The organism is Brevundimonas sp., assembly GCF_030704825.1.
Classification (GTDB): Bacteria; Pseudomonadota; Alphaproteobacteria; order Caulobacterales; family Caulobacteraceae; genus Brevundimonas.
Window position 1 is genome coordinate 67143 of sequence record NZ_JAUYNX010000022.1, and the last position, 13370, is coordinate 80512.

General features: G+C 70.4%; 6 protein-coding genes and 1 riboswitch. Of the genes, 2 read left to right on the forward strand and 4 right to left on the reverse strand.

Features of this window, described 5'->3' with window-relative positions; translation table 11 throughout:
* The first annotated feature begins 7 nt into the window (after positions 1-7).
* Together Q8Q71_RS12275 and Q8Q71_RS12280 are read left to right on the forward strand one after the other, a co-directional pair.
* Entirely contained in the window at positions 8-3259 is a 3252-nt protein-coding gene (locus Q8Q71_RS12275; RefSeq protein ID WP_305759883.1) for an efflux RND transporter permease subunit, read from the forward strand.
* Positions 3259-4698 carry an efflux transporter outer membrane subunit gene (locus tag Q8Q71_RS12280; RefSeq protein ID WP_305759884.1) on the forward strand — a complete coding sequence of 480 codons (1440 nt, stop codon included), beginning with the start codon at positions 3259-3261 and terminating at the stop codon, positions 4696-4698. Before Q8Q71_RS12275 ends, Q8Q71_RS12280 begins: the two co-directional genes overlap by 1 nt.
* 5 nt (positions 4699-4703) lie before the next feature.
* On the opposite strand, the gene gltB is transcribed toward Q8Q71_RS12280, so the two are convergent.
* The 4 genes from gltB to Q8Q71_RS12300 form a co-directional block, all read right to left on the reverse strand.
* Complete coding sequence (gene gltB / locus Q8Q71_RS12285) at positions 4704-9185, reverse strand: glutamate synthase large subunit (protein ID WP_305759885.1); 4482 nt, start codon at positions 9183-9185, stop codon at positions 4704-4706.
* The gene (locus tag Q8Q71_RS12290; protein ID WP_371315960.1) at positions 9182-10627 is read right to left on the reverse strand and encodes an NAD(P)-dependent oxidoreductase; all 1446 of its coding nucleotides are present in this window, start codon (positions 10625-10627) and stop codon (positions 9182-9184) included. The genes gltB and Q8Q71_RS12290 overlap by 4 nt, the downstream gene beginning before the upstream one ends.
* A gap of 159 nt (positions 10628-10786) precedes the next feature.
* A complete protein-coding gene (locus tag Q8Q71_RS12295) occupies positions 10787-11464 on the reverse strand; it encodes a TorF family putative porin (RefSeq protein ID WP_305759886.1) in 678 nt (225 codons plus the stop codon).
* 89 nt (positions 11465-11553) lie between these two features.
* The gene (locus tag Q8Q71_RS12300) at positions 11554-12903 is read right to left on the reverse strand and encodes an ammonium transporter (RefSeq protein WP_305759887.1); all 1350 of its coding nucleotides are present in this window, start codon (positions 12901-12903) and stop codon (positions 11554-11556) included.
* A gap of 251 nt (positions 12904-13154) precedes the next feature.
* Positions 13155-13279, forward strand: a riboswitch (SAM riboswitch).
* The last annotated feature ends 91 nt before the right edge of the window (positions 13280-13370 follow it).

Below are 13370 nucleotides of genomic sequence, written 5' to 3' on the forward strand. Positions count from 1 at the left end.
TCCGGTCATGAACATTTCCCGCTTCTTCATCGACCGGCCGATCTTCGCGGCCGTGATCTCGGTGTTCATCACCCTGCTGGGCGTCTTCGCCTATCCGCTGCTGCCGCTGTCGCAGTATCCGGAGATCGCCCCGCCGACGATCGCGGTGACCGCCGTCTATCCGGGCGCCTCGGCCGAGACCATGGCCGAGACCGTGGCCGCGCCGATCGAGCAGGAGGTCAACGGCGTCGAGCGCATGCTCTACATCTCGTCCTCCTCGACCTCGGACGGGGTGGCGACGATCACCGTCACCTTCGAGCCGGGCACTGACCTGGACGCGGCCCAGGTGCTGGTCCAGAACCGCGTCTCGCTGGCCGAGCCGCGCCTGCCGGAGCCCGTGCGCCAGATCGGCGTGACGGTGAACAAGCAGCAGCAGGACTTCCTGCTGATCATCGGCCTGACCTCGCCCGACCGCAGCCTGGCCAACGACTATATCGGCAACTACGCCAACTCGGTGATCCGCGACCGGATGCTGCGCCTCGACGGCGTGGGCGCGGTCCAGGTGTTCGGCGGCGGCAACTATTCGATGCGGGTGTGGATCGACCCCGCCAAGGCCGCCGCGCGCGGTCTGACGGCCCAGGAGATCGTCGGCGCCCTGCGCGGCCAGAACAGCTCGGCCGCCGCCGGCGCCATCGGCCAGCCGCCCTTTCCCACCAACGCCGCGGCCTTCCAGCTGCCGGTGCAGGTGCAGTCGCGCCTGAGCGATCCGGACCAGTTCAGCGACATCGTCATCAAGACGGATGCGCAGGGCCGCACCACCCGCGTCCGCGACGTGGCCCGGGTCGAGCTGGGCTCGCAGGACTACGGCATCCGCGGCTATTTCGACGGCCAGCCGGGCGTCGCCCTGGCGATCCAGCAACAGCCCGGCGCCAATGCGCTGGAAACCGCGGAACTGGTCCAGGCCGAGATCGAGGCCGTGCGCGCCGAACTGCCCGCGGGCATGGCGATCTCCGTGCCCTACAACCCGACCGAATTCGTCGCCGAATCCGTCGAGGCGGTGCAGCACACGGTGTTCGAGGCCATGCTGCTGGTGGTGCTGGTGGTCATCGTCTTCCTGCAGACGTGGCGGGCGGCGATCATCCCGATCGTGGCCATTCCGGTCTCGCTGGTCGGCACCTTCGCCGTGCTGCTGGCCCTGGGGTATTCGATCAACTCGCTGTCGCTGTTCGGCCTGGTCCTGGCCATCGGCATCGTGGTCGACGACGCCATCGTCGTGGTCGAGAACGTCGAGCGCTACATCCGCATGGGGCTGACGCCCAAGGAGGCCGCCTACCGGTCGATGAAGGAAGTGTCCGGCGCCCTGATCGCCATCGGCCTGGTGCTGGTGGCCGTGTTCGTGCCGACCGCCTTCGTGCCCGGCATCCCCGGCATCTTCTACCAGCAGTTCGCGGTGACCATCGCCTCGGCCTCGGTGATCTCGCTGGTGGTGTCCCTGACCCTGTCGCCGGCCATGGCGGCCGTGCTGCTCAAGCCGCACGACCTGCATGGCGATCCCGAGCGCAAGCCCGGGATTCTCGGGAGCGCCGCCTATTATGGCGGCTGGGCCGGACGCCGGTTCAACGAGGGCTTCGACTGGCTGTCCGACAAATACGGCCGGCTGACCGCGCGTCTGGTGCGGACCGTGGGGCTGGTGCTGGCCATCTATGTCGGCCTGCTGGCCCTGACCGCCTGGCGCGTCGTCGACACCCCGACCGGTTTCATCCCGGACCAGGACCAGGGCTATCTGATCGGCGTCATCCAGCTGCCCCCCGGCTCCTCGCTGGAGCGCACCGAGGCGGTGATGAGCCAGGCCCGGAACATCATCGAGAAGACCGAGGGCGTGGACGGCACCGTGGCCTTCGCCGGCCTCGACGGCACCAGCTTCTCGTTCGGCTCGAACGCCGCGACCATCTTCGTGCGGCTGGACGAGTTCGACCATCGCAACGCCGAGCAGTCGGCGGTCGCCCTTGCCGGCGCCATCACCGGCGCCACCTTCGGCATCGAGGAGGCCAACATCTTCGTCATCGCCCCGCCCGCGGTTCAGGGTCTGGGCAACGGCAACGGCTTCCAGATGATGGTCCAGGACCGGGGCGGCGCCGGCTATCGCGGCCTGGAGGGCGCCACCTTCGCCATGATGGGCGCGGCGGCCCAGGCTCCGACCGAGGTTCAGCAGGTGTTCTCGACCTACAACACCGGCTCGCCCCGGGTCTCGGCCGACGTCGACCGCGACAGGGCCCTGATGATGGGCGTCCAGCCGAACGATGTGTTCGAGACGCTCGGCATCTATCTGGGCTCGTCCTACATCAACGACTTCAACTATCTTGGACGCACCTTCCGGGTGACGGCGCAGGCCGAGCCGGCGTCGCGGGACGACGTCGCCGACATCGCCAATCTGAAGACCCGCTCGGCCTCCGGCGCCATGGTGCCGATCGGCTCGGTGGCGACGCTGAGGGACGACTCCGGCCCGGCGCGGGTGGTGCGGTACAATCTGTTCCCCGCCTCCGAGCTTCAGGGACAGGCGGCGCCCGGCGTGTCGTCCGGCCAGGCGCTGGACGCCATGGAAGGTCTGGCCGCCAACGCCCTGCCGCCCGGGTTCTCGTACGAATGGACCGGACTGGCGCTGCAGGAGAAGGCGTCGTCGGGCGGGACCACCCTGGTCTTCCTGATGGCCGTGATCTTCGTCTTCCTGGTGCTGGCCGCCCAGTACGAAGCCTTCACCCTGCCGACGGCCGTGGTGCTGATCGTGCCGATGTGCGTGCTCGCGGCCATGATCGGCATCGGCATAAGGGGGCTGGACAACAACATTCTGGTCCAGATCGGACTGGTGGTGCTGATCGCCCTGGCGGCCAAGAACGCCATCCTGATCGTGGAGTTCGCCAAACAGGCCGAGGAAGAGGAAGGGCTCAGCCGCTGGGATGCGGCGGTCAAGGCGGCGCGCATCCGCCTGCGTCCGATCCTGATGACCTCGTTCGCCTTCATCTTCGGCGTCGTGCCGCTGATGCTGGCGACCGGTCCCGGGGCCGAGATGCGTCAGTCGCTGGGCACCGCCGTCTTCTCCGGCATGCTGGGCGTGACCCTGTTCGGCCTGATCTTCACCCCGGTCTTCTATGTGGTCAGCCGCTGGGCGGCCTCGAAGATCCCGCAGCGGCCCGAGAAGCCGCGCGGCGTGCCCACCACCCACGGCCTGCCGCCGCACGACGCCGATCCGGCGCCCGCGACGCCCCGGCTGGGAGACGCCTGATGACGACCCGATCCCCTCTCCGGTTCCTGACCGCAACCGCCTTCGCCGCCCTCGCGCTGGCGTCGTGCGCGGTCGGGCCGAGGGCGCCCGACGCCACCCTTCCCCCCTCGGCGTCGGGCGCCTTCGTAAGCGCCTCCACCCCCGCCGTGACCGCCGAGGCGGCGCGCGACGACTGGTGGCGGCTCTATGACGACCCCGCCCTCGACGGCCTGATCCTTCAGGCCCTGACCGAGAACAACGAGCTGGAGGCCGCCGCCGCCAATCTGCGCCGCGTCCGCGCGGCCCTGGGCGAAGCCCGGGTCGGGCGGCTGCCGTCCACCACCGTCGCCGCCAGCGGCCAGTACGGCCGCGCCTCGGCCGCCACCGTCCCCGGCGGCAACGGCGGCCAGCCGCTGGACGAGGGCGAGACCTACGACGTGGGTCTCGACGTCGCCTATGAGGTCGACCTGTTCGGCCGCGTCGGCGGCTCGATCCGCGCCGCCCGCGCCGACGCCGATTCCGCCGCCGCCGCGCTCGACGTGGTCCGGGTCTCCGTCGCGGCCGAGACGGCGCGCGCCTATGCCGACGCCTGTTCGGCCAACGCCCAGATCGCGGTCGCCGAACGCACCATCGAGCTGCAGTCGGACACCGCCGACCTGACCCGGCGCCTGCTGGCCGCCGGCTCGGGCAACGGGCTGGACACCGCCCGCGCCCGCGCCGCCCTGGAGAGCACCCGGGCGACCCTGCCGCCGCTGCGCGCCCAGCGCGACGGGGCCCTGTTCCGGCTGGCGACCCTGACCGGCCGCACTCCGGCCGAGGCCAGCGAAGCGGCCCGCGCCTGCGCCCGCCCGCCCCAGTTGACCCGGCCCATCCCGGTCGGCGACGGCGCCCAGCTGCTGGCCCGCCGGCCGGACGTGCGCCGGGCGGAACGGGATCTGGCCGCCGCCGCAGCGCGCGTGAACGTGGCCACCGCCGACCTCTATCCGCGCATCACCCTGGGCGGATCCGTCGGTTCGACGGCGCTGGACGCGGGCGATCTGTCCAATGACTCAAGCTTCCGATTCAGCGTAGGGCCGCTGATCAGCTGGTCCTTCCCCAACATCTTCGCCGCCCGGGCGCGGATCGAACAGGCCTCGGCCGGCTCGGACGCCGCGCTCGCAACCTTCGACCAGACGGTGCTCGTGGCGTTGCAGGAAACGGAGACGGCCCTGGCCAACTACGCCAACGAGCTGGACCGGCGCTCGGCCCTGCAGGCCGCCCGGGACCAGGCCGCCAACGCCGCCCGCCTGTCGCGCCTGCGCTTCGACGCTGGCGCCGACAGCTTCCTGACGGTGCTGGACGCGGAGCGGACCCTCGCCTCGGCCGACGCCCAGCTGGCGGCCTCGGATGCCCTGGTCACCACCTACCAGATCGCCCTGTTCAAGGCTCTGGCGGGCGGCTGGAGCGAAGCCGGGGCCTAGGGGGGCTAGGCCCGCTTCTCCGCCACGACGGCCGTCTCGTCCTTGGGCAGAACATGCCGGAAATGGGTCACGGCGACCGGCCAGGTCTCGAGCAGGCGACGCGCCAGGGGCGAACCCGTCTCGGCCGCGTGGCGGGTGACAAGGGCGTGCAGCCGCGCCGCGGCGGCGCCCATGACGGCTCCGGCGAGCACCGAGGCGGCGTTGAAGCGGAGGTGAGCCAGATTTTCCGGATCGTGGACGAAGGCCTCGCCGCCGGACATGCCCGCCCCGAAATTCCAGCCGGTCGTCCCCAGCACCACGACCACGCCGCCGGTCATGTATTCGCAGCCGTGGGCGCCGCAGCCCTCGACCACGGCGGTCGCGCCCGAGTTGCGGACGGCGAACCGCTCTCCGGCCGCGCCGGCCGCGAACAGCGCGCCGGAGGTGGCGCCGTAGAGGCAGGTGTTGCCGATCAGGGCCGCGCCGGGCGCCCAGGACGGCGGGCGGACGACGATCTCGGCTCCGGACAGGCCCTTGCCGACATAGTCGTTGGCCTCGCCATCCAGTTCGATGCGCAGCCCCTTCATGCCCCAGGCCGCCAGCGACTGGCCCGCGGCGCCGCGCAGGTTCAGCGTCAGATGACCGTCCGGCAGGGTGTCGCCGAACCGCCGCACGATATGCGAGGACATCCGCGTGCCGATGGCCCTCTGGGTGTTGGCCACCGGATAGGTCAGCTGCATCTTCTCGCGGCGCTTGAGGAAGGGCGTCGCGTCGCGTTCGATCTGCGCGTCCAGCGCGTCGGGGACGGCGTTGCGCGGGGCGTCGGCCGGGCGCCGCTCGTCCCCCTCGCCCACCCGGACCAGCAGCGGGTTCAGGTCGAGGTCGTCCAGCTGGGCTCCCCCGCGTGACACCTGACGCAGCAGGTCGGTGCGGCCGACGGCCTCGTCCAGGGACCGCAGCCCCATCGAGGCCAGCACCTCGCGGGTCTCCTCGGCGATGAAGCTGAACAGTCTCACCACCTTCTCGGGCGTGCCGGTGAACATGGCGCGTAGCCGCTCGTCCTGGACGCAGACGCCGACCGGGCAGGTGTTCGAATGGCACTGGCGCACCATCAGGCAGCCGACCGCGATCAGCGACGCGGTGCCGATGCCGAATTCCTCGGCGCCCAGCATGGCGGCGATGACGATGTCGCGCCCGGTGCGCAGGCCGCCGTCGGTGCGCAGCCGGACGTGACCGCGCAGCCCGTTCAGGCTCAGCACCTGGTGCGCTTCCGACAGGCCCAGCTCCCAAGGCATACCGGCGTGTTTGATCGAGCCGAGCGCGGAGGCCCCGGTGCCGCCGTTGTGGCCGGCGATCAGGATCACGTCGGCCTTGGCCTTGGCCACCCCGGCCGCCACGGCGCCGATGCCGGACTGGGACACCAGCTTCACGGTCACCCGGGCGTCCGGATTGATCTGCTTCAGGTCATAGATGAGCTGGGCCAGGTCCTCGATCGAATAGATGTCGTGGTGCGGCGGCGGCGAGATCAGGCCCACGCCCGGCGTGGAGTGGCGCATCCGGGCGATGAATTCGGTGACCTTGAAGCCGGGCAGCTGGCCGCCCTCGCCGGGCTTGGCCCCCTGGGCGACCTTGATCTCGATCTCGCGGCACTGGTTCAGATATTCGGCCGTGACGCCAAAACGGCCGGACGCGATCTGCTTGACCGCCGAGTTGGGATTGTCCCCGTTGGGGCGCGGCTTGTAGCGCTCGGGATCCTCGCCGCCTTCGCCCGAAACCGAGCGGGCGCCGATGCGGTTCATGGCGATGTTCAGGGTCTCGTGCGCCTCGGGCGACAGGGCGCCCAGCGACATGCCCGGTGTGACGAAGCGCTTGCGGATCTCGTTGACGCTTTCGACCGCCTCGATCTCGATCGGTTCAGCCTCGCGGAAGTCCAGCAGGTCGCGCAAGGCCACCGACGGCAGTTCCCGCACCCGGCGGCTGTAGGCCTTGAACCGTCCGTAGTCGCCGCGCGTGGTGGCGTCCTGCAAGCGGTGGATCAGCTCGGCGTCCCAGCCATGGGTTTCCTCGCCCGCGCGAATCCGGTGGGAACCCCCGATGCGCAGACCGGGCCGCGGGGCGGCGAAGCCCTTGGCCGCCTTGCGCACCAGCTGAGTCTCGATCCCGGCGGTCCCGATGCCCGAGATGCGCGACGTCATGCCCGGGAAGAATTCGGCCACGAGAGCCCGGCTCAGCCCCAGCGCCTCGAACTCGCACGCCCCGCGATAGGCGGAGATGACCGAGATGCCCTTCTTGGCGAGGATCTTCATCAAACCCCCCTCGACCGCCGCCTTGTGGTTCAGACAGGCGTCGCGGAGGCTCAGGCCGGGATAGCGGCCGCCGTCCAGCCGCTCCAGGAAACTCTCCTGGGCCAGCCAGGCGTTGACCGCCGTGGCCCCGCACCCGACCAGCACCGCGAAGGCGTGGGCGTCGATGGCCTCGGCCGAACGGACCACCAGCGAACAGAAGGTGCGCAGGCCTTCGTCGACCAGCCGGCCGTGCACCGCGGCGGTCGCCAGGATCGCCGGAATCAGGGGACGGTTCTCGCCCGCGCGCTCGTCGGTCAGCACGATCAGTCCCGCGCCGCCCCGCGCCGCCGCCACCGCCTCGGCCCGAATCCGGTCCAGGGCGGCCTGCAGGGCCAGACCCGGCCGCGCGCCGGCCTCCGGCGCCGGGAAGGTGCAGTCGATCACGGTGGTCGCCCCCGCGCCGACCACGTCCAGCATCCGCTCGTACATGCCGGTGGTCAGGACCGGGCTGTCGAGCACGAAGACCTTGGTCTGGGTCTCGTCCTGGGCGAGGATGTTGCCGAGGTTCTTGAACCGGGTCCGCAGGCTCATCGCCCCGGCCTCGCGCAGGGGATCGATCGGCGGATTGGTGACCTGGGCGAAGGCCTGCCGGAAATAGTGGGCGAACGGACGGTCCTGGCGCGACAGAACCGCCGGCGGCGCGTCGTCGCCCATGGAGGCCACCGCCTCCTTGCCCTCGCCGGCCATGGGATCCAGCAGGGTGTCGATGTCTTCCTGCGTCCAGCCGACCGCCGACTGGAAGCGGACGAGGGCCTCCCCCGACAGGCGGCGCGGTTCGGGTCCGGGCCCGACGAGGGGCTCCAGTTCGACCATGTTGGACAGCCAGTCGCGATAGGGGTGCTTGGCCGCCAGCCGGTCGATCGTCTGCGTCTCGTCGTAAAGAACCCCGGCCTCCAGATCGACGGAGATCATCCGCCCGCCGCCGATGTGGAGGCAGCGCTTGATCCGCTCGTCGGCGATGCCGGTCATCCCCGCCTCGGACCCGCAGATCAGCAGCCCGTCCACCGTCTCGGCCACGCGCAGGGGGCGAAGGCCGTTGCGGTCCTTGCCGGCCACGACCCAGCGGCCGTCGGTGGCGCAGACGGCGGCGGGGCCGTCCCAGGGCTCCATCACGGCGTTGCAATAGGCATAGAGCGCCCGGTGGTCGTCGGAGATGACCCCGTCGATCGGCGCTTCCGGCATCAGCAGGGCCTTGACCATCGGAGCCGGCCGCCCGGCGCGCACCAGCACCTCGAAGACATTGTCCAGGGCCGCGGAGTCCGATCCGCCGGCCTGGATCACCGGCTTGACCGTGGCGTCGTCGGCGCCAAAGGCCTCGGCGGTCATGCGAATCTCGTGGCTGCGCATCCAGCCGGCGTTGCCGCGCAGGGTGTTGATCTCGCCGTTGTGGGCCAGCATCCGGAACGGCTGGGCCAGGCGCCATTCAGGGAAGGTGTTGGTCGAATAGCGCTGATGGAACAGGGCGACGTTGGCCTCGACCCGCGGATCGTCCAGGTCGGGATAGAAGTCGGCCAGCGCCTCGGCCAGCATCATCCCCTTGTAGATCACCGACCGGGCCGACAGGGAGCAGATGTAGAAATGCTGCAGATTGGCGGCCATGGCGCGCGCCTCGATGCGCCGCCGCAGCAGGTAGAGGGCGCGCTCCAGTTCCTCGCCGTCCAGGCCTTCCGGCGCGCTGAGCATGATCTGTTCGATCTCGGGCCGCGTCGCCGCCGCGCGCGCGCCCAGCATCCCGACCCGCGTCGGGACCTGGCGCCAGCCGTACAGCCAGAAGCCCGCGGCCATCACCTCGCGCTCGACGATGGTGCGGGCGCGCTCCTGGGCGCCGAGGTCGATGCGCGGCAGGAAGATCATGCCGACGGCGATCGGCCCGGACCGGGGCTCATGGCCGGCGTCGCGCACCTGGGCCTCGAAGAAGGCGCGCGGCAGGCCGATCAGCAGGCCCGCCCCGTCGCCCGACTTGCCGTCGGCGTCGACCGCCCCGCGGTGCCAGACCGCCTTCAGCGCCTTCAGCGCCAGTTCGACCACCTCGCGCCGCGGCCGGCCGTCGATGGCGGCCACCAGGCCGACGCCGCAGGCGTCGCGCTCCGAGGCCGGGTCGTAGGCATGGGCGTCGATCAGCTTCTGCCGATCGGCCTGGTACCGGGAGGGGTCGAAGGTCATGCGGCCGCCTGTTCGCGAGAGATCAGCCAGGCGTCGATCTCGGCCGCCGCGTCCTGCCCGTCCCTGACGGCCCAGACCACCAGGGAGGCGCCGCGGACGATGTCGCCGGCGGCGAACACCCCTTCCAGGGTCGTGGCCTTGGTGGGGCCGGCGGTGCGGATGGTCCGCCAGTCGGTCAGGGCCAGATCGGGTTCGGCGAACAGGGCCGGCACGTCCTCGGGCTCGAAGCCGAGCGCCTCGATGACCAGATCGGCGGGCAGGTCGAACTCGCCGCCGGGCACAGGCTCGACGCTCCAGCGACCCTCGGCCGATCGGGCGGCCAGCGCCATGCGCTGGGCCCGGACGCCGGTGGCCCGGCCGGCCTCGCCCAGGACGGCGCGCGGGGCGGCCAGCCATTCGAAAACGACGCCCTCTTCCTCGGCGTTGGCGACCTCGCGGGCGCTGCCCGGCATGTTGTCGCGGTCGCGCCGGTAGAGGCAGGTCACCGAGGCCGCGCCCTGCCGCACCGCCGTGCGCACGCAGTCCATGGCCGTGTCGCCGCCGCCGATGACCACGACCCGCTTGCCGGCCGCGTCCAGCGCGCCGCTGTCGAAGGCGGGCACGGCGTCGCCGAAGCCCTTGCGGTTGGAGGCGATCAGATAATCCAGCGCCGCGACCACGCCGTCCGAGCCGCAGCCCGGGGCCGACAGCCGCCGCGCCTGGTAGACGCCGGTGGCGATCAGCACGGCGTCATGCGCCGCGCGCACCTCGGCGAAGGCCAGGGCGCCCTCCCCCTCGCCGCCCACGTCGACGCCCAGACGGAAGGTCACGCCGCCGTCGGCCAGACGGTCGAGCCGGCGCTGAACCACCGGCTTCTCCAGTTTGAAGCCGGGGATGCCGTAGGTCAGCAGGCCGCCGGCGCGGTCGTGCCGGTCGTAGATCGTCACGGCGTAGCCGGCGGACCGGAGCCGGTCGGCGGCGGCCAGTCCGGCCGGACCCGCCCCGATGACGCCGACCGACCGCCCGCGCTCGGCGAGGGGCCGCACCGGCGCGACCCAGCCGTTCTCGAAGGCCATGTCGCCCAGCCAGCGCTCGACCGAACCGATGGTCACCGTTTCCCAGCCGGCCTGTTCCAGGGTGCAGGCGCCCTCGCACAGGCGGTCCTGCGGACAGATCCGGCCGCAGATCTCGGGCAGGGTCGAGGTGGCCGAGGACTGGCGCCACGCTTCCTCGAACCGCCCTTCGGCGGCGAGCTTCAGCCAGTCGGGGATGTTGTTCTGGAGCGGACAGCCCGTCTGGCAGAACGGCACCCCGCACTGGGCGCAGCGGCTGGACTGGCCGGCGCCGGCCGGCGGGGTGAAGCTCGCATGGATTTCGCCGAAGCCGCGCACGCGTTCGCCGGCCGGGACCTTGGCGGGTCCGGCTTTCGGGGAAACGACGAATGTCTGGTTGGCGGACGCCACGGCTACTCCTTCGCACCTGCACACAGGTCTAGGGGGCCCGCCGCCATTGCGCAACTTCCGTGCGGCTTATGCGCAGCAGGTTCGAGTTTGGACAAAAACGGACCGGCAAGGACCTCGCGAACGCAAGGTCTTGCCGGTCCGGCTTGCGCGACGCAATGGCTAGAAGGTCACCTTCAGGCCCGCGACGACGCGTTCATCCGAGAGGGGTCCGTCGACATCGGTGTCGTGGTAGCGCACGTCGATGGCCAGGTGGTCGGTCAGGGCGTAGGCCGCGCCGGCGTTCCAGGTCGTATAGTCGTCGTTGACGTCGAGGGCCTGGTAGCCGACCGCCGCCGACACGGTCCACTTGTCGGCAGGGGCGAACGCGACGTTGCCTTCCACATAGGTCGCCTCCTCGTCCAGGCCGAAGAAGTCCGGCGAGTAGTAGACCGCCGCGCCCGCGGTGACCGGACCGATGGCCCGCGACGCCGCCGCCTTGAACTCGACGTAGTCATAGTCCGCCCCGTCCGGTGCCTCGACGTAGAAGTAGCCGACGGCGCCGAAATCCAGGGCGAAGCCGGCCGCTTCGGTCCGGAACCCGCCGTACAGGTCCACCTCGGCCTCGGTATCGTCGCCGAAGTCGACGTTGGAGGCCCAGGCGCCGGCGTAGAAGGAGCCCGCTGTCAGGTCGACCCCGCCCTGGAGGGCCGGATCCTCATCGGTCTGGCTGTAGCCGCGGAACACGTAGTCGCTGACGAAGCCGATGTTCCACGCCACCTCGGGCGCGGACTGGGCGTTGGCGGCCCCGGCGGTCAGAAGGGCGGCCGTCAGGGCCGCGCAGGCTAGTACAGTTCTCATCATATCCCCTCGTTTTTCGATGACTTTTCAAACTCATGCCTACTGGTGGCGGCGCGGAGGGGAGGCTCCGCGCCGCCGGTCGGTGTCGTTCAGGCCCCTTCCATCACCTCTCCATGCAGGTGGCCGTCGAGCCCTTCGCTCTCCTGGGCGTCGGTGACGCGCAGGCCGGTGGTGAATTTGCAGACGATCAGGATCACGAAGGTCGCCACGGCGCTCCAGCCGATGGTGACGCCGAGGCCCCAGGCCTGTTTGGCGATCGTCGCGCCCTCGGCCACGCCGTTGACGGCGGCCGATGCGAACACGCCGGTCAGCAGGGCTCCGAGAATGCCGCCCGCCCCGTGGATGCCGAAGGCGTCCAGGCTGTCGTCATAGCGCAGCAGCTTCTTGATCCAGACCGACGCGGCGTAGCACACCGGGCCGGAGGCCAGGCCGATGATGACCGCGCCTTTCGGATCGACCAGACCGGCGGCGGGGGTGATGGCGACGAGCCCGGCGATCAGGCCCGACAGGGCGCCGATCAGGGACGGCTTCCGCTTCTCCATGACCTCGACGATCTTCCAGGTCAGGGAGCCGGCCATGGCGGCCAGGATGGTGTTGAGCAAGGCGACGGAAGCAATCGAATCCGGGGTCCAGGCCGAGCCGGCGTTGAAGCCGATCCAGCCGACCAGAAGCAGACAGGCGCCGATCATGGTCAGCACCGGGTTGTGGGCCACGATGGGCGACTGGCCGTAGCCCTTCCGGGCGCCCAGGAAGATGGCGCAGACCAGACCCGCCACACCGGCATTGACGTGCACCACGGCCCCGCCAGCGAAGTCGAGCACTCCCGCCGCGCCGAGGAAGCCGCCGCCCCAGACCCAGTGACAGATCGGCGCATAGACGAGCAGCGTCCACAGGCCGGTGAACAGGAGCAGGCCGGAGTATTTGATCCGCTCGGCGAAGGCGCCGGCGATCAGGGCCGGCGTGATGATGGCGAAGGTGAGCTGATAGGCGATCCACAGATACTCCGGCAGGCCGGGCGTCAGACTGTGGGCGGTGGTCGGCGTGACGCCGTTGAGGAAGAAGGCGTCGAAGCTGCCGATGTAGGCCTGGACCGTGTCGCCGGAGTAGCCGGCGACCGGCTGACCGATGCCGAAGGACAGGGAGTAGCCGGCGATGAACCAGGCGAGGGTGACCACCGCGGCCACGCCCAGGGACTGGGTGATCGTGGCGATAACGTTCTTGCGCCGCACCATGCCGCCGTAGAACAGGGCCAGGCCCGGCAGGGTCATCAGCAGGACGAGCGCGGTCGAGGTCAGGATCCAGCTCGACGCGGCGCCGTCCAGAACCAGCGGGACCTGGTGAGCGAAAAGCGCCGTCGCCGGCGCCGCCGTCGCGGTGGTGGCCAGTGCGGTCGCCCCGAGGCCGAGGCCTGCCGCGAGGCCGATGCGAAGTCGTGTCATTTTGATCCCCCAAGGATGTTCTTACGCATTTGCGAAGTGTTTACCGCATCTGCGAGATGCGCAAGTGGGCGGACGATGGTTTTTGGTTTTTCTTACTCATCAGCCGGTGAAATTGGCCGATACCAGCAACCTGATTGCTCATGTTTGCTTTATCCGGCACGATACTGCTGATACGCGGCCGAAATTCGTTAACTCGCTCCTGCAGCAATTTCCGGGATTGACGCAGCGTCGCGTCTCCGCCACGGTAAGGGCACTCATCAAGACCGGCTGAGGGATAGGCCCTTTGACGCCGGGGCAACCTTCCAGGATCCACCCGATCCCGGAGATGGTGCCAACTCCTGCGAGGCTCCTTCGAAAGAGCCGCGAGAGATGAGTGAAGCGACGGATCCTCGCCCGGGGGCCCGCCGACTTCACGGGTCTGTCACCGCACGAATTGGTTCGCCCCACCGGTTTCGCTGAGCGAGAGC

What these genes read in the sequence shown, in the direction of transcription:
- Q8Q71_RS12300 (WP_305759887.1), bottom strand. Translation starts at nt 12,903, where the DNA reads ATGACACGACTTCGCATCGGCCTCGCGGCAGGCCTCGGCCTCGGGGCG.
- Q8Q71_RS12280 (WP_305759884.1), top strand. Translation starts at nt 3,259, where the DNA reads ATGACGACCCGATCCCCTCTCCGGTTCCTGACCGCAACCGCCTTCGCC.
- Q8Q71_RS12295 (WP_305759886.1), bottom strand. Translation starts at nt 11,464, where the DNA reads ATGAGAACTGTACTAGCCTGCGCGGCCCTGACGGCCGCCCTTCTGACC.
- Q8Q71_RS12275 (WP_305759883.1), top strand. Translation starts at nt 8, where the DNA reads ATGAACATTTCCCGCTTCTTCATCGACCGGCCGATCTTCGCGGCCGTG.
- gltB (WP_305759885.1), bottom strand. Translation starts at nt 9,185, where the DNA reads ATGACCTTCGACCCCTCCCGGTACCAGGCCGATCGGCAGAAGCTGATC.